Here is a 15,385-nt window from a genome sequence, read left to right as displayed (position 1 = left end):
ATGAAAAGCGCCTCGCACAAGCCCATCGCCAACGCGCTTCCCGCGCCTGCCTGGTTCGTGGTGAGCGCGCTCTTCCACTACCTCGGACCGGCCTTTGCCGTGCTGTTGTTCGCCCGCGTCGCACCGCTGGGCGTGGCCTGGTTGCGGATCGCGACGTCGGCCGTGCTGCTTGCCGCATGGCGTCGGCCATGGCGCCACCTGGCGCGGCAGGACGTGCACACGCGCCGCACGATCGCCGGGCTCGGCCTGGCGATCGGCGGCATGAACGCCTGCTTCTACCTCGCCATCGACCGGTTGCCGCTGGCTACCGTCGGTGCGATCGAGTTCATCGGGCCGATTTCGCTGGCGGCGGCCGGGTTACGCACGCCGCGCAACCGGGTCGCGCTGGCGCTGGCGGCGGCGGGCGTGGCTCTGCTGACGCGCGCCCACCTGGGCGGCTCGCCGCTGGGCCTGCTGTTCGCCTTCGCCAATGCGGCGATGTTCACGCTCTACATCGTGCTCGGGCATCGCCTGGCGGCCGCGACCCATGACGGCAGCGAACCGGTCGACCGGCTTGCTGCCGCGATGCTGGTGGCGCTGCTGCCGGCCGCGCTGCTTGGCCTGCTGCCTGCGCTGCCGGCGATGGCCAGCCCCCTGCTGCTCGCCGCCGGTGCCGGCGTCGGCGTCTGTTCCTCGGTGATTCCGTACGTGTGCGACCAGTTCGCGATGGCGCGCCTGCCGCGGGCGAGCTTCGCCCTGCTGCTGTCGCTGCTGCCGGCGATCGCCTGCCTGGTCGGCGCGCTGGTGCTGCACCAGTTTCCCGGCCCGCGCGAAACGCTCGGCATTGGGTTGGTGGCTGCCGCCGTCGCGCTGCATCGCCCGCGCGCGGCCGGATCCTCTCCACACCACTCGCGCGAGGTGTCCCCATGGAATACGTCCGACTCGGAGCCTCCGGCCTGAAGGTCTCCCGCATCTGCCTCGGCTGCATGAGCTACGAGGTCGCGCCAGGCGAGCGGCCCTGGCACCTGGACGAGGCGCACAGCCGCGGGTTCATCCGCCGTGCGCTGGAGCTCGGCATCAACTACTTCGACACCGCCAACATGTACTCGCAGGGCGCGAGCGAGGAAGTGCTCGGCCGCGCGCTGCGCGACCACGCTCGGCGCGAGGAGGTGGTGATCGCGACCAAGCTGTTCTATCCGATGCATGGAGGCGCCAACGCCCGCGGCCTTTCGCGCAAGGCGGTGATGGCCGAGATCGATGCCAGCCTGCGCCGGCTCGGCACCGACTACGTCGATCTCTACCAGATCCACCGCTGGGATCCGCACACGCCGATCGAGGAAACGCTCGAGGCGCTGCACGACGTGGTCAAGGCCGGCAAGGCGCGCTACCTCGGCGCCTCCACCATGATGGCCTGGCAGTTCGCCAAGGCAATGTTCACCGCCACGCTGCACGGCTGGACGCGCTTCGTGTCGATGCAGCCGCACTACAACCTGCTCTACCGCGAGGAGGAGCGCGAGATGCTCGATCTCTGCCGCGACCAGGGTGTCGGCGTGGTGCCATGGAGCCCGCTCGCCCGTGGCCGCCTCGCACGCGCCTGGGAAGAGGCGCCGAGCACCGTGCGCGGTGGCTCCGATCCCTGGGGCGACGGCCTCTACGCCGCCACGCGCGAAGCCGACCGGCAGGTCATCGACCGCGTCGGCGACGTGGCCACGCGGCTCGGCGCCACCCGCGCGCAGGTCGCGCTCGCCTGGCTGCTGCGGCAACCGGCGGTGACCGCGCCGATCGTGGGCGCCACCCGCATGCACCATCTGGAGGAGGCCGTCGGCGCGCTCGACCTGGCATTGCCCGCAACGGAAGTCCAGGCGCTGGAAGCGCCCTATCGCCCGAAGGCGGTGGCGGGCGTCGCCGTTCCCGGCGTGGATGACTGACCGGACGAGCCGTCGTGGGCGCACGGTACCCGGGTCTGGCTAAAGTGTTCGGGACGAGGCAGCACTTGACCCGCAGGCCATGCAGAATTCGTTGCGATTGCGGCGGGCGTGGCGAAGGCGCGCATATTGGTGCGGTCTTCCAGGCCATCGACGTGACCGGAGTGGAAGGAGCATCACACCGGTTCCGCATCCGGAGCGCCAGGATGCCAAGCTCACCCGACGCGAGGAGGCATGCAAATGATGAAGCTGGCAAGCGGGATCTTTCTTGCGGCCCTGCTGACAGGCGTCGCCCATGCGCAGACCAATGCGGGTGAACAGAAAACCGATCCCGATCTTCCCTTCACCATCACGAAGGTGGCGAGTTTCGACCTGCCCTGGCGTATCGCGTTCCTGCCGGACGGCCGCATGCTGGTGACCGAGAAGGTCGGCCGGGTCGATCTGGTCACCCCGCAGGGTGCCAAGACCGAAATCGGCGGCGTGCCGGCCAGCTATGTCGAGGGCCAGAACGGCATGCTGGGTGTCTTCCTGTCGCCCCATTACGCCGTTGACCATCAGGTGTATCTCACCTATGTCGCGCCGGGCGACTATGGCGGCGGCGTGGAGCTGGGCCGCGGGCGGCTCGCGCTCGATGGCAAGCAACCCCGGCTGGAAGACTTCCGGGTGTTGTGGCGCCAGATGCCCACGGGCAAGGGCGGCCAGCCCGGCGGCCAGATCGCCTTCTCGCCGGACGGCAAGTACCTCTTCCTCACCTTGGGCGACCGCCAGCGCTTCACTCCCGCGCAGGACCCCGACCAGCCCGCAGGCAAGATCCTGCGCCTGACGCTGGACGGCAAACCCGCGCCGGGCAATCCGTGGGCAGGAAAAGTCGGTTCCCACACCATCCCGCTGATCGATCCGCCTGCCGATACCGAAAAAGCCAAGACGGCGCCGGTGGTCAGCACCTATACCTTCCCCGGACCCAACCTGACGCCGGCCGAGACCTGGGCCACCGGCTTCCGCACACCCTATGGCCTCGCCTTCGGTCCCGACGGCCGATTGTGGGAACTCGAACATGGCCCGCGCGGCGGCGACGAACTGAACCTGATCCAGCGTGGCAGGAACTACGGCTGGCCGCTGGTCTCCTACGGCGTCAACTACGACGGCGTGCCGATTCCCGGTCCCGATACGCGTCCCGACCTCGCCAAGCCGGTGATCTATTGGGTGCCGGTGATCGCGCCAGGCAATCTCATGTTCTACAAGGGCAGCCTGTTTCCGCAATGGAAGGGCAGCGCCCTGATCAGCGGCCTGGTCAGCGAGGGAATCATCCGCGTCACGTTCGACGGCAAGGGCGGCGCCACCGCGGTCCAGCGCTGGACCCTCGGCAAGCGCATCCGCGATATCGAGGAGGCGCCGGACGGCTCGCTCTGGATCCTGGAGGACGCCGCACCCGGTGGCCTGTATCACCTCACGCCGTCGACAAAGCCGGCGCCTCGGGCACCTCAGGCTCGGGCGATGCTCCCGCGGCCTGTCGCCCCCCATCTGCGGGAACGTGACTGATCGCGCTGTGCGGATGGTCAACCAAATTCTCGGGTAGGCGCCTTCCCGCTTGCTGCGGTTTGCTGGACGGGTGACGACCCCCGCGTCGCACACCTCATGGGCGAACGCGGATGACCGTCTTTCCCGTGCGCCGCTCGGTCGAACGGAAGGTTGCGATGGCTTCGTCGAGCGAGGACACCTTGCCAATGTTCGTCCGCAGCCTTCCGTCCCGCACCCGCTGGACGATCTCCGACAGTTGGGCTCGATCGGACTCGACGACGAAATCGATGGTGCGGCCGTCGGCGGGGCGAACATCCGTCGGTCCGACGACGGTCACCAGCGTTCCCCCGGCCCGGACGAGCGCGGCGGACCGCTTCTGTATGTCGCCGCCGATGACGTCGAACACCAGGTCGACGCCGCCGACGTCCTCCAGCCGCTCGCTGCCGAGATCGATGAATTCGTGGGCGCCGAAGTCGAGGGCCTTCTGGCGGTCGGCGGCGCGCCCGGTGCCGATGACATACGCGCCGGCTTCCCGCGCAAGCTGCGTCACAATCGCACCGACGGCGCCGGCCGCGCCGTGCGCGAGGACGCTCTGGCCCGCCTGAAGGCGGCCGTGCTGGAACAGGCCCTGCCACGCGGTGAGGCCCGAGATCGGCAGGCTTGCACCCACCGTGAAGTCGACGTCGCCGGGAAGCGGTGCAAGGTTGCGCGCCTCCATGGCGATGTACTCGGCGAGCGTGCCGTCACGATGCCAGTCCGACAGGCCGACGACGCGCTGGCCAATGGAGAGCCCGGTGGTCCCGTAGCCGAGCGCCGCAACCACACCGGCGAGCTCGTGGCCGAGGATCGACGGTGTCCGCTCACGGAAGGCTCGGTCCGCCCAGGTCGAGGGCCACTCCAGTTCGGTGTTGACGAATCCTGCCGCGTGAATCTCGACGACGACATCGTTGATCGCCGCCTGCGGCTCAGGCCGATCCACCAGTTTCATTCCGGCCATCCCAGCCGCCGGATCGGTAACTACGATCGCTTTCATGGGACGTACTCCTCGATAGGGATGGGTTCTGCATGACTTGCGCGAGTGAAGGTCGCTTCGATTTCCCCGACGGGTCATCGGCCCGACGTTCTCCGCAGCGTCCCCGGCATCGGATGGCCGGACGACGGTGGCGGCCGCTTCATCGCCAGAAGCTCCATTGCCTCGTGCAGGTCGTCCGTCGATGCGATGGCCACCGTCAGCCACTTGCCGTCGATATACGCTTTGGCGTCGTCGTAAAGCTTCACCAATCGCGGGCGCCAGGCATAGCGCCGCTGCTCGAACTTCTCCCGCTCTGCGCGACCCAGGACCACGACCGCCGAAAGCCGCCCGTACTCCGGCACCAGGGTGCACAACGCCCTGGTCTTCTTGTAGCGCAGGGACCAGCCGCGGTTCTTGCCGCCGTAGAGCCAGTCCGGTTCGAAAACTCCCGGATAGGATTCGTCGATCCAGTCGCGCAACGCGGCCCAGTGAACGAACGCTCCGGGTCCGATCCATTGGCGGACGGCGCGGTCATCGGGTGGCGCGGATTTGTCGGTGATCCGGCTGCCGATCCGGGGGCGCATGGCGCCCTCGGTGGTTGTTGCTTGCGTGGCTGTGCGTGACATCGTCAAGAACCTCGCGTTCATGCTCCGGCCAAGGCCGGAAGATCGTGATGCCGACCCGCATAGGGCTTGCGCCGCGCCATCCGGTATTCCCCGATGCGACGCTCCCCTACGACCGTCAGGTCGATCGCCGCGAGTGCTTCCTCCCTCGCCGATGCCGCCTGCTCCTGGTCGAGGAAGGCCGTGGCCTGGAGGGGCAGGAACTGCAGCGTCTTCAGTCCGATGGAGTTGAGCGCCAACGACAGGTACGGCGTGAGGAAATCAGGCTGATTGGCCCGCTCGCCGGAAAACACGCCACCGGGAGCGACGCCGATGAACACCGGGCGATCACGCAGCATTCCCACCTTTCCGGCCGGCGTCGACTTCATCGTGCGCCCGACGCGCAGGACCTGATCGATCCACGCCTTGAGATTCGAGGGGATCGTGTGGTTGTGCATGGGCGTACCGATGACGATCACATCGGCCGATTCGATCTCCCGGACAAGCATCTCGGAGACGTCCAGCGATCCCTTCGGCGGGGCCGCCAGCGTGGCCGGCGTCGATAGCGCGACCGCATAGTCGGCGACCGCGTGCGGCAGCGGCTCGGCGCCCAGGTCACGCCGGTGGACGCTGGCGCCGGGGGCAAGCTCCAGAAGCCGTCCGACGATCGCGGCCGAGAGCCCACGGCTATGCGATTCCCGGCGCGGACTGCAGTCGATGTGGAGAATGTGCACGTGGCGATTCCCGTGGCTTCCGGAGGTTGCGGGGACCGGTTCAGATCGAGCCGGCCGGGGCTACTGGAGCAAAGTCCCGCTCAGGATCGAACACGTTGTTGAAGAAGTTCGTCAGCGAGTACATGGCGACCAGCGCGACGATCTCCATCACGTTCGCCTCCGTGTAGCCGGCATCGCGGACGGCTGCCACATCGGCGTCGCCGACCTTGCCGCGCATCTCGATGACCTTGCGCGCGAACTGGACGGCGGCGTCGCGTTTCGGATCGCTTGCGTGGCCTTTTCGGGCGAGGATGATCTCGTCCGTCGGCAGCCTGGCCATGTGTTCGGCGGTGAAACTGTGCACGGTGAGGCAGTAGTCGCAGCCGTTCACTTCGGAAACGGCCAGGCCGATGCTGTCACGTGTTTTCACGTCCAGCGCCTTGCCCAGCGAACCCAGCAGGGCGGCCCATGCGTTGAACGCGATCGGGCTTGCCGCGAAGGTCGCCATCATGTTCGGGGTGAAACCGATGTTCCTCGTGAAGGCCTCGAGGGTCGGTCGCGACGTGGCGGGGACCTGTTCCGGCGACAGGGCAGTAGCTCGTGACATGGTGTACTCCTTGGATAGGGGGTGTGGGGTTGATCGGGGGAATCAGGCGAAATCCAGTACGTCGGCCAACGGCATGCGCGGCTTCTGCGGCCAGTTGCCGGCGCGCTCCGGCCCGACGGTCAGCAGCATCACGGGGATCTCGTCGTCGGCCAGGCCGAACTCGCGATGCACGGCTTCGGCGTCGAAGCCGATCATCGGCGTCGAACCCAGGCCGAGTGAGCGGGCGGTATAGATGATTGCGGCGGCGCCGAAGGTGGCCGTGCGCACCGCCTCGTCGCGCTGCCGCTGGGGCTGGTCGTCATACAGGCCACGGGCGGGCGCTTCCCATTCCGGGACCACGTGCGCCGGCATGATCCCTGCCTCCACCACCGGCGCCAGGCGCGCGGGGACGGTGCTGGCGTCGGCCAGCTGGCCGATAACGACGAAGGTCACGGCGGCGTCGGTGATCGCAGGCTGGTTCCAGGCGATCGGGCGCAGACGGGCCTTGGCCTCGGGGGTGCGCACGGCGATGAACCGCCAGTTCTGAAGGTGGAAGGAGGTCGGCGCGGACGTACCGATCCGCACGAGGTGGCGGATCTGTTCGTCGCTCAGGGTGGCGGCGGAGTCGTAGTACTTGGCGGCGCTGCGGCTCAGGATGGTTTCGATGACGGCGTTCGTCGGCGCCGGATCGGCAGCCGGGTGGGACGGATGCGGCGCGAGCACGTCTGCGTGGTGACCGGCCAATGCGCAAGCGTCTGCGATGGCGCGGCGTGCGGAACCGGTGGCGGCGGCGGTGGCGGTGCAGTTCATCGAGTGGCTCCCTCGTCAGTGATTACGGGAGCTCACTTTATCGTCCGGCGCGAGAACTTCGAGATCGAATCGGCGCAACATCATCCTCAAAAGGATCAATATCGAAGTGCGGCAGGGACGCGACCGCAATCCATGCGCGCGGGCAGCTACGCGGAGCGCGGTCCTGTGTCGCCGAAAATCTACGCGCGATGCTGCGCCTGTCGGCGCCATTCCCCCGGCGTCATGCGCATCCGTTCGGTAAACACGCGGCGGAACGCGGAAACGGATTGGTAGCCGACGGCTTCGGCCACGGCCTCGGTGCTGATGGCAGGCTTCTTTAGTGCGTTCGCAGCCAGGCTCATACGCAGATCGGTCAACAGATCGAGAGCAGAGCAGCCGAGCCTGTCCTGGAAGTGCCGCATGAAGGTGGCGCGCGACATGCCGCACAAGCCCGCCAGGTCGGGCAGTTTCCAGGCTCGCGCCGGATCGGCGAACAGTGCCGCGATCGCCGGAGCCAGTCGCGGATGGCCGGCCAGGGCCAACAAGCCTTCGGGAGCCTGCTCGCCTTCGCTCGACGCGCGCAGCACCAGGGTGAACAGGGCCGAGGAAAGCGCATCGAGAATGGCGCGTCCTCCGGCCCGGTCACCGGCGGACTCCATGCGCATCAGCCGCACCAGACCGGCCAACTGGTCGGAGGCGGAGCCTGCGAGGTCTTCGCCATGTCGGTTCCTGCCCCGCGCCACCAGGTTTGCGGGCATGTAATTGCGGATCAGCCGGTCATGCGGCGGGGTGATGAAAAACCGTCCGCACATCAGGTCCAGTTTTTCGCCCTGGCCGTCGTTTTCGCTCAACACCCAACCGGCGGAGCCCTGGTGTTCATGGGTACGGACGGGTGTCTGCCCACTGCCGTCATGGAGCATGTGCGCCGCGCCATGAGGCAGCAGAACGATGTCACCGGCCACCAGCTCCTGCGTCGTTCGCGTCTGCGGATACTCCAGGATGGCGCGACCGCTGACGATGACGTGGTAGGGGATTTCGTTTGGTGCCGCCTGCTCCCAGGTCACGCGCCACGGTGCGCCATAGGCACAGCGGACCTCCAACTGCCCGGTGACGGTGACGATGCGCAGGAGATGGCTTAGCCAGTCGACTTCGGACATGGGGCGTCGAAAACCGGAAACGTCCGGACACCTTATCGCAGCGGTCGTCGCCGGCCTACCGGTCGCTCTGCGTTGGACGCAGACGAAGCGCGCCTCTGGCCGTAGCCGCGATGGCAGTCGATAGCGGGCCGGGTTCAACGAACGACAGGGGCTGACGACTGATCCGTATGGTGGGCCCACCAGGACTCGAACCTGGAACCAAGGGATTATGAGTCCCCTGCTCTAACCATTGAGCTATAGGCCCGATTGCAGTGCGCCGCCCGTTGCAGGCGGGAGTGCATGGTAGCGGCAGCGTGCGGCGGAGCCAACGCGCGCCGCCATGGGCTGCGGGTGCCGCCAGAAACGACGACGCCCGCGCGAGGCGGGCGTCGGGTGGTGCTCTTGGCTTGCGCTTACTCGAGGTCGAGGAACGAGCGAAGTTGCTCCGAACGGCTCGGGTGGCGCAGCTTGCGCAGCGCCTTGGCCTCGATCTGGCGGATGCGCTCGCGGGTGACGTCGAACTGCTTGCCGACTTCCTCGAGGGTGTGGTCGGTGTTCATGTCGATGCCGAAGCGCATGCGCAGCACCTTCGCCTCCCGCGGGGTGAGGCCGGCGAGCACGTCGCGCACGGTCTCCATCAGGCCCGTCTCGGTCGCCGACTCGATCGGCGAGGAGGCATTGGTGTCCTCGATGAAGTCGCCCAGATGCGAATCTTCGTCGTCGCCGATCGGGGTCTCCATCGAGATGGGTTCCTTGGCGATCTTGAGCACCTTGCGGATCTTGTCCTCGGGCATCTCCATCTCCTTGGCCAGCTCCTCCGGCGTCGGCTCGCGGCCGAACTGCTGGAGCATCTGGCGGGAGATGCGGTTCAACTTGTTGATCGTCTCGATCATGTGCACCGGGATGCGGATGGTGCGCGCCTGGTCGGCGATCGAGCGGGTGATCGCCTGGCGGATCCACCAGGTGGCGTAGGTCGAGAACTTGTAGCCGCGGCGGTATTCGAACTTGTCCACCGCCTTCATCAGGCCGATGTTGCCCTCCTGGATCAGGTCCAAGAACTGCAGGCCGCGGTTGGTGTACTTCTTGGCGATGGAGATCACCAGGCGCAGGTTCGCCTCGACCATCTCCTTCTTGGCGCGGCGGGCCTTGGCCTCGCCGATCGACATGGCGCGGTTGATTTCCTTGATGTCGGTCAGCGGCAGGAACAGCTTCTTCTCGATCGCGGCGAGCTTGTCCTGCTCGGCATCGATCGCCTCGCGGTGCGTCTTGACGTTGGGCGACCACTTCTGGCGCTTGCGCGACAGCTCGGCGGCCCACTCGACGTTGCCTTCGTTGCTCGGGAAGGTCTTGAGGAACTCGGCCTTGGGCATCTTCACCTGCTTGACGAAGATGTCCATCAGCACGCGCTCGTGGTGGCGGATGTCGCCCACCACTTCGCGCAGCTTGCGCACGAAGCTGTCGATCAGCGCGGACGGCAGCTTGAGCTTGAGGAACTCCTCGGCCATCTGGTCGCGCAGCTTGACGATCTTCTTGTCGGTGATGCCGGTCGCCTTCGGGGCGGCTTTCTGGAACTTGGCGTAGTAGTCGCGCAGCAGTTCCATGCGGCGCTTGACCTCTTCCGGGTCGGGACCGCTCGGGCCGGCTTCCTCTTCCTCAGTGTCCTCCTCGTCCTCGTCCTCGTCGCCCTCGTCGTCGGGAACCTCGCCATTGGCGGCGGCCTCCTCGGCTTCGGCACGCGCTTCGTCGGCCAGCTGCTCCAGGTCGGCGAAGCCGGCCAGGATCTCGGACAGGCGGCGCTTGCCGTCCAGGTGCTGGTCGTATTCCTCCAGCAAGAGCTCGATGGTCAGCGGGAAGCTCGCCAGTGCGGTCTGCACCTGGCTGAGGCCTTCCTCGATGCGCTTGGCGATGGCGATCTCGCCCTCGCGGGTGAGCAGCTCGACCGTGCCCATCTCGCGCATGTACATGCGCACCGGGTCGGTGGTGCGGCCCACTTCGGCGTCCACGGCCGAGAGCAGGGCGACCGCTTCCTCGGCGGCGGCCTCGTCGTCGTTGCCGGAGCCGGGGGCATTGTCGGCCAGCGGGTCGGCGTCCGGCGCGGCGTCGTGCACCTCGATGCCGACGCCCTTGAGCACCGCCATGATGTCTTCGATCTGCTCCGGATCGACGATGTCGTCAGGCAGGTGGTCGTTGATCTCGGCGTACGTCAGGTAGCCCTGTTCCAGGCCCTTGGAGATGAGCGCCTTGATTTCGGACTGTTGCTCGGGAGCTTTGTTGTTCATACCTACCGCCGGGATGCAGGAACCGATCAGTATAGCGATATGGCGCTTTTTTGACCAGTTCAAGGGAGAAAAAATTCAACGCGCCCACACGCAAAAATCGCGCCACATGGGCGTTTGCGCGGGTGCGTCGCGTGTCGTGAGTCATCGAATCGCAGGGTTCCCGGTCAGGGCACTTCCAGCCAGAAGGTGACCGGGCCGTCGTTGACGAGCCGAACCTCCATATGGGCACCGAAGCGCCCGATTTCCACCCCGCCCCCGTGCGTGGCGCGGGCCAGCTCCACCAGCCGCTCGAACCAGCGCCGGCCATGCTCGGGTGGGGCGGCCGAGGTGAAGCTCGGGCGCATGCCCGAACGGGTGTCCGCCGCCAGGGTGAACTGGCTGACCAGCAGCAGGCCGCCGCCGGTGTCGGCGAGCGAGCGGTTCATCCGTTCCGCCTCGTCGGCGAACACGCGGTAGCCCAGCAGCCGTTCCAGCATGCGCTTCGTCTGCGCCTCGCCGTCGTCCGGCTGCACCGCCACCAGTGCCAGCAGGCCCGGGCCGATCGCGCCCACGGTGGCGCCATCGACCTCGACGCTGGCAGAGCTGACACGCTGGATCAGGCTGATCATGGAGGGCGGTAACGGAGGCAGGGCGTCCCTGCGAGAATAGAGGATCGTCCTGCGGTAACGGCAGGGCGGTCGTTCCCTTTATCCCTGCGTTCACGGCAGGCAAGCGACGGACCGAAGATGCGCCCCGACATCTACCTGCTCTACCTCCTGCTGCGCCTGTTCGGCCTGCTGCCGCTGCGGCTGCTCCATGCCGTGGGTGCCGGCATGGGCCGGTTGGCGCTGTGGTGGCACGGGGGCACCGCGCGCGACACGGCGGTGAACCTGGCGATCGCGCGGCCGGAACTGGATGGGTCGGCGCACGTGGCGCTGCTGCGCGAGGCGATGGCCGAAGGCGGCAAGTCGATCACCGAGATCATCAAGGTCTGGGGTGCCGGCGCCACGCGCGCGCTGGATCTGGTGCGCGAAGTGCGCGGCGCCGAGCTGCTGGATGCCGCGCGGGCGGCCGGCAAGGGCGTGATCATCGCTGCGCCGCACCTGGGCTGCTGGGAGCTGCTCAACTACTGGCTGTGCAGCCGCATGCCGATGGCCATCCTGTACCGGCCGCCGCGCCTGGCGGCGATCGAGCCGCTGCTGCGCCGGGTCCGCGGCGCACTGGCGCCCGAGCAGGTGCGTGCCGAGGGCGCCGGCGTGCGGACGCTGTACAAGCGGCTGGCCGCCGGCGGCACGATCGGCATCCTGCCCGACCAGAAGCCGCGCGAGGGCGAGGGCGAGCCGGCGCCGTTCTTCGGCCGCGACGCGCTGACCATGGTGCTGCTGCCGCGGCTGGCCGCGCGCACCGGCGCCGCCGTCCTGTTCGCCTTCGCCGAGCGGTTGCCGCGCGGGAAGGGTTTCCGCATTCATCTGCTGCCGGCACCCGAGGGACTGGACGATGCCGATCCGCAACGCGCTTGCGCGGCGCTGAACCGCGGCGTGGAAGCGTGCGTGGCACGGGCGTTCGTGCAGTACCAGTGGCACTACCGGCGCTGGTCCGGGCACGGCCTGCCCAATCCCTACCGTCGGACCCGGTAGGGCGGGCTTCAGCCCGCCGCGACGTGCGTGGAAGAGCCGGTGGGCCGAAGCCCACCCTACGTGTCGGCAGGGGGGGTGAGCCGACGGAGGAAGACCGTCATCTCCTTCTCCGCCTGCTTGTCGCCGCGCTGGCTGGCCGCCGTGATGCCCTGCCGCCAGGCGGCCGCGGCGCCATCGCGGTCGTCCAGCGCCAGGCAGGCCTTGCCGAGCAACTTCCAGGCTGCCGAATAGGCCGGATCGAAATCCAGCGCGCGGCGCAGCTCCTGGGCCGCCTCGGCAGCCGATCCTTCGCCCAGCAACGCGTTGCCCAGCGAGAAACGCAGCAGCGCGCCGTCGCGCGGACCGCCGCATTGCGCGCGCAAGCCGGCGATCAGCGCCGCATTCACGGCAACTGCCGCGAGCGGCCGTCCGGATTGGGGAAGATCCGCGTGGGCTGGGCCGGCTCGGGCGGCCGATGGCCGGCGCGCAGGTCGGCCAACGCGGTGGCCGGCCAGACCACCACCCAGGAGGAGCGGAACGGCTGCGCCAGCAGCGGATAACGCAGTGCGGCGGCGTCCAGGTGGTCCGGGTGGGTCACGATCAGCCCGTCCGGGTGGGCGCGCGCGAAGGCCGCGATCGCCCCCTCGCCGTGCAGTTCGGTGATCGGATGCTGCAGCCGTCCGGCAAAGTGGAACTGGCCCTCGTACACGCCGGTGTAGGCGATCGCGCGGTTCTGCGCATCGGCTGCGCCCAGCAGCCGGGTCGCCGGGGTCAGGTCGTAGCGTGGCCACAGGGTGAGCGTGAACAGCGTGTTGACCGCCAGCGTGCCGAGCAGCCCGGCGAAGGCCAGCCGGCGCATCTCGCCACGCCCGCGCAGCAGCAGCAGCGCGCCCAGCAGCCAGAACACCACCGCGAAGAAGCGGCTGTAGGCGGCGGTGGTGTCGAACCATTCACCGTGCAGGCGCCCGCCCGCCACCAGCCAGGGCAGTACGAACAGGAACACGCCGAAGGCGATGCCGCCGACCGCCAGCGGCCAGGTGCCCAGCCAGCCGTTGTAGGCCAGCTCCGGCCGCCGCTCCCGCAGCAGCGCGATGGCGCCCGCCATGAGCAGCACGGCGCCGGCGAACTCCGGCAACGGGTAGTACAGCTGCTTGCCGCTGATCAGCGAGAAGGTGACGAACACCGGCACCACCCAGCACAGCGCGAAGCGCACGCCGGCATCCAGCGGCCGGCGCAGCAGCGCCAGCGCCACCCACGCGCGCGGCCAGCCGCTGAACGGGAACATCAGCAGCGGCAATGCCAGCACGTACCACCACACCGGGCGGGCATGGTCGAACGCGTTGACCACGCGGCCGGCGGTCTGGGTGAAGAACAATCGTTGCCGGTACGCCTCGCCGCCGCTGAAGCCGGCCGGCAGCGCCCACGCCAGCAGCATGGCAAAGCCGAGCAGGAAGGCGAGCAGGCCGCGGCCGTACCAGCGCGCGCGGTGCTGGTTGGCCCAGTCGTTCCACAGCGGCCCGAGCAGCCACGGGAACACCACGTGCAGCGCCATCACCGGGCCCTTGGTCAGCAGCCCCAGGCCGAGGCAGATGCCGAACAGCCACCAGCGCGGCTCGTCGCGCGCGGGCGTGCGCGTCAGGCACAGCAGCGTCGCCAGCGCCCAGACTGCGAGCAGCACGTCGTACATGACCTGCAGGCCGAACAGGAACGCATAGCCCAGCGCCAGCAGCATCCACGGCGCCGCCCGCGCCACCCACGGCCGGTCCGGGAACAGCCGCCGCGCCAGCGCCGCCAGCAGCACCAGCTGGCTGCCGCCGAAGATCACCTCCAGCACGCGCGGCCACACGTCGCTGACGCCGAACGCGAACCAGCCGGCGTGGATCATCCAGAACAGCAGCGGCGCCTTCTCGCTGTACGGCGCGCCGTTGTTGTACGGCACCAGCCAGTGGCCGTGCGTCCACATCTCCCAGGCCACCGCCAGCGTGCGGGTCGAATACAGCGGCATCGGCCCGTGCGAGAAGATCGCCAGGAGTGCCGCCGCGGTCCACAGCGGCAGCCACGGCCACAGGGCGCGCAGGTGTTCGGTACGGCGGTAGGCGTTGGGCGGCACGGGCGGCTGTCGCTGGAGGAAATGACCCAAGTTTAGCCTGTTCGCCGTGGGGGCCCGCGGCGCAGCGGGCGCGTCAGTCAGGCAACAGGAGGCGGACGTCACGTGATGCCTGCCAGCGCCGCCACAGATTCAGTGGCTTGCGCGCCAGCGGACCGTAGCCGCCGGCCAGCAGCCGGCTAGTGGCGGCGAGTACGCGCTCGCTGGCGCGGCCATCGCGGTACGGGTGGATCGCCGCGGCGTGCTCGGCCAGCGCCTGCATCAAGGTGGGCGGATGGGAGAGCGCGGTATCGATCGCCGAGTCCACCTGCATCGGCTCCTGCACGTCGAGCATGAATGGCTTGGGCCGACGGTTGCGCAGCGTGACCACCGGTTTGAGCTGCACGGCGAACTCGTCGATCACCGAGGAGGTATCGCAGACCAGCACGTCGGCGGCGCGCAGCATGTCCAGCAGGCGGTCGGATTCCAAGAAGCGCGCGAATGGGCCTACGAGCGCGCGGTAGCGGGCGATCAGCTCCGGATCGCACTTGGGATGCAGGGTCAGCAGCCAGTGCCGGTCGCCGCGCGCGGTGAGCACGGCGAGCGTCTCCAGCATGGCGCGCGCGGAACTCAGCGACTCGGTGAAGGTGGCCGCGTACATCGCCACCGGCTTGCCGTCCGCGGGACGCAGCGAGGGTGCATCCGGCGGTGGCGCGAACAGCGGATCGAGCTTCGGCCAGCCGGTTTCGGCGACGGCAAAGTAGCGATGCTCGCGCGCCAGCGCCTCGAACGGTGCGGTGGTCGCCGGTCCCTGCGTGCAGTACAGGTCGAAAAAGCCGCGCAGACGGAAGTGGCCGCGGCCGGGCTCGCGCTTTTCCGCGTTGAAGCCGTGGAACACCTGCACCTTGGCGCCGGGGAACGCCGGCGGCACCCAGTTGGCGGCGCAGAACACCGCCTGCGGCGCCAGCTCACGCACCGCACGCGCGGAGCGCAGGCGCAGCTCATCCTCACGCAGGTAGTCGGTCACCGCCTCGGGCACCACCCAGCCCACGCGCTGGCCCGCGCGCTGCGCCGCCGCGGCCAGCGGACGCAGGATCGGCAACGCATAAAGCTCGGTGGCGAACAGCAGGCACGCATCCATCGTGGGGCATCGCGCAGGGACAAG

The 15,385-nt window shown here is 68.5% G+C and carries 15 protein-coding genes and 1 tRNA gene; 4 read left to right on the top strand and 12 right to left on the bottom strand.

Annotation, left to right across the window (positions count from 1 at the left end):
* The 3 genes from AAIL17_RS08220 to AAIL17_RS08210 all read left to right on the top strand — a co-directional run bounded on the left by AAIL17_RS08220 (position 1) and on the right by AAIL17_RS08210 (position 3,443).
* Positions 1-939 carry an EamA family transporter gene (locus tag AAIL17_RS08220; RefSeq protein WP_424682341.1) on the top strand — a complete coding sequence of 313 codons (939 nt, stop codon included), beginning with the start codon at positions 1-3 and terminating at the stop codon, positions 937-939.
* Positions 906-1,907, top strand: a complete 1,002-nt coding sequence (locus AAIL17_RS08215) for an aldo/keto reductase (RefSeq protein ID WP_424682340.1) — start codon at positions 906-908, stop codon at positions 1,905-1,907. Before AAIL17_RS08220 ends, AAIL17_RS08215 begins: the two co-directional genes overlap by 34 nt.
* 237 nt (positions 1,908-2,144) lie before the next feature.
* Entirely contained in the window at positions 2,145-3,443 is a 1,299-nt protein-coding gene (locus AAIL17_RS08210) for a PQQ-dependent sugar dehydrogenase (RefSeq protein ID WP_424682339.1), read from the top strand.
* 94 nt (positions 3,444-3,537) lie between these two features.
* Here the strand turns inward: AAIL17_RS08210 and AAIL17_RS08205 are convergent, their stop codons facing one another.
* The 9 genes from AAIL17_RS08205 to dtd form a co-directional block, all read right to left on the bottom strand.
* Entirely contained in the window at positions 3,538-4,455 is a 918-nt protein-coding gene (locus AAIL17_RS08205) for an NADP-dependent oxidoreductase (RefSeq protein ID WP_424682338.1), read from the bottom strand.
* Positions 4,456-4,529: 74 nt separating this feature from the next.
* Positions 4,530-5,018 carry a DUF3788 domain-containing protein gene (locus tag AAIL17_RS08200; protein ID WP_424682337.1) on the bottom strand — a complete coding sequence of 163 codons (489 nt, stop codon included), beginning with the start codon at positions 5,016-5,018 and terminating at the stop codon, positions 4,530-4,532.
* A gap of 59 nt (positions 5,019-5,077) precedes the next feature.
* Positions 5,078-5,770 carry an FMN-dependent NADH-azoreductase gene (locus AAIL17_RS08195; protein WP_424682336.1) on the bottom strand — a complete coding sequence of 231 codons (693 nt, stop codon included), beginning with the start codon at positions 5,768-5,770 and terminating at the stop codon, positions 5,078-5,080.
* 40 nt (positions 5,771-5,810) lie between these two features.
* The gene (locus AAIL17_RS08190; RefSeq protein WP_424682335.1) at positions 5,811-6,260 is read right to left on the bottom strand and encodes a carboxymuconolactone decarboxylase family protein; all 450 of its coding nucleotides are present in this window, start codon (positions 6,258-6,260) and stop codon (positions 5,811-5,813) included.
* A 138-nt stretch (positions 6,261-6,398) separates the two neighbouring features.
* The gene (locus AAIL17_RS08185) at positions 6,399-7,145 is read right to left on the bottom strand and encodes a nitroreductase family protein (protein WP_424682334.1); all 747 of its coding nucleotides are present in this window, start codon (positions 7,143-7,145) and stop codon (positions 6,399-6,401) included.
* A 179-nt stretch (positions 7,146-7,324) separates the two neighbouring features.
* Positions 7,325-8,281, bottom strand: a complete 957-nt coding sequence (locus AAIL17_RS08180; protein WP_424682333.1) for a cupin domain-containing protein — start codon at positions 8,279-8,281, stop codon at positions 7,325-7,327.
* 168 nt (positions 8,282-8,449) lie between these two features.
* Positions 8,450-8,525 (bottom strand) — tRNA-Ile (locus tag AAIL17_RS08175).
* 148 nt (positions 8,526-8,673) lie between these two features.
* Positions 8,674-10,539 (bottom strand): RNA polymerase sigma factor RpoD, encoded by a 1,866-nt coding sequence (rpoD, locus tag AAIL17_RS08170; RefSeq protein WP_424682332.1) that lies wholly within the window; start codon positions 10,537-10,539, stop codon positions 8,674-8,676.
* A 164-nt stretch (positions 10,540-10,703) separates the two neighbouring features.
* The gene (gene dtd, locus AAIL17_RS08165; RefSeq protein ID WP_424682331.1) at positions 10,704-11,147 is read right to left on the bottom strand and encodes a D-aminoacyl-tRNA deacylase; all 444 of its coding nucleotides are present in this window, start codon (positions 11,145-11,147) and stop codon (positions 10,704-10,706) included.
* A gap of 117 nt (positions 11,148-11,264) precedes the next feature.
* On the opposite strand from dtd, the gene AAIL17_RS08160 reads away from it, so the two are divergent.
* The gene (locus AAIL17_RS08160; protein ID WP_424682330.1) at positions 11,265-12,155 is read left to right on the top strand and encodes a lipid A biosynthesis acyltransferase; all 891 of its coding nucleotides are present in this window, start codon (positions 11,265-11,267) and stop codon (positions 12,153-12,155) included.
* 56 nt (positions 12,156-12,211) lie between these two features.
* On the opposite strand, the gene AAIL17_RS08155 is transcribed toward AAIL17_RS08160, so the two are convergent.
* The 3 genes from AAIL17_RS08155 to AAIL17_RS08145 form a co-directional block, all read right to left on the bottom strand.
* Positions 12,212-12,541, bottom strand: a complete 330-nt coding sequence (locus tag AAIL17_RS08155; RefSeq protein WP_424682329.1) for a tetratricopeptide repeat protein — start codon at positions 12,539-12,541, stop codon at positions 12,212-12,214.
* On the bottom strand, positions 12,538-14,244 hold the full coding sequence (locus tag AAIL17_RS08150) for an ArnT family glycosyltransferase (protein ID WP_424682328.1): 1,707 nt from the start codon (positions 14,242-14,244) through the stop codon (positions 12,538-12,540). Before AAIL17_RS08150 ends, AAIL17_RS08155 begins: the two co-directional genes overlap by 4 nt.
* A 73-nt stretch (positions 14,245-14,317) precedes the next feature.
* Entirely contained in the window at positions 14,318-15,361 is a 1,044-nt protein-coding gene (locus tag AAIL17_RS08145; protein WP_424682327.1) for a CDP-glycerol glycerophosphotransferase family protein, read from the bottom strand.
* Positions 15,362-15,385: the final 24 nt, after the last annotated feature.

This window comes from Frateuria sp. YIM B11624 (assembly GCF_049727805.1).
Lineage (GTDB): Bacteria > Pseudomonadota > Gammaproteobacteria > Xanthomonadales > Rhodanobacteraceae > Frateuria_A.
This window is presented reverse-complemented; position numbering and strand designations above follow the sequence as displayed.

Excerpts from the sequence above, each read along its gene's own strand:
- AAIL17_RS08160 (WP_424682330.1), top strand. The coding sequence starts at position 11,265 with ATGCGCCCCGACATCTACCTGCTCTACCTCCTGCTGCGCCTGTTCGGC.
- AAIL17_RS08180 (WP_424682333.1), bottom strand. The coding sequence starts at position 8,281 with ATGTCCGAAGTCGACTGGCTAAGCCATCTCCTGCGCATCGTCACCGTC.
- rpoD (WP_424682332.1), bottom strand. The coding sequence starts at position 10,539 with ATGAACAACAAAGCTCCCGAGCAACAGTCCGAAATCAAGGCGCTCATC.
- AAIL17_RS08185 (WP_424682334.1), bottom strand. The coding sequence starts at position 7,145 with ATGAACTGCACCGCCACCGCCGCCGCCACCGGTTCCGCACGCCGCGCC.
- dtd (WP_424682331.1), bottom strand. The coding sequence starts at position 11,147 with ATGATCAGCCTGATCCAGCGTGTCAGCTCTGCCAGCGTCGAGGTCGAT.
- AAIL17_RS08220 (WP_424682341.1), top strand. The coding sequence starts at position 1 with ATGAAAAGCGCCTCGCACAAGCCCATCGCCAACGCGCTTCCCGCGCCT.
- AAIL17_RS08200 (WP_424682337.1), bottom strand. The coding sequence starts at position 5,018 with ATGCGCCCCCGGATCGGCAGCCGGATCACCGACAAATCCGCGCCACCC.
- AAIL17_RS08190 (WP_424682335.1), bottom strand. The coding sequence starts at position 6,260 with ATGATGGCGACCTTCGCGGCAAGCCCGATCGCGTTCAACGCATGGGCC.
- AAIL17_RS08215 (WP_424682340.1), top strand. The coding sequence starts at position 906 with ATGGAATACGTCCGACTCGGAGCCTCCGGCCTGAAGGTCTCCCGCATC.
- AAIL17_RS08145 (WP_424682327.1), bottom strand. The coding sequence starts at position 15,361 with ATGGATGCGTGCCTGCTGTTCGCCACCGAGCTTTATGCGTTGCCGATC.
- AAIL17_RS08210 (WP_424682339.1), top strand. The coding sequence starts at position 2,145 with ATGATGAAGCTGGCAAGCGGGATCTTTCTTGCGGCCCTGCTGACAGGC.
- AAIL17_RS08205 (WP_424682338.1), bottom strand. The coding sequence starts at position 4,455 with ATGAAAGCGATCGTAGTTACCGATCCGGCGGCTGGGATGGCCGGAATG.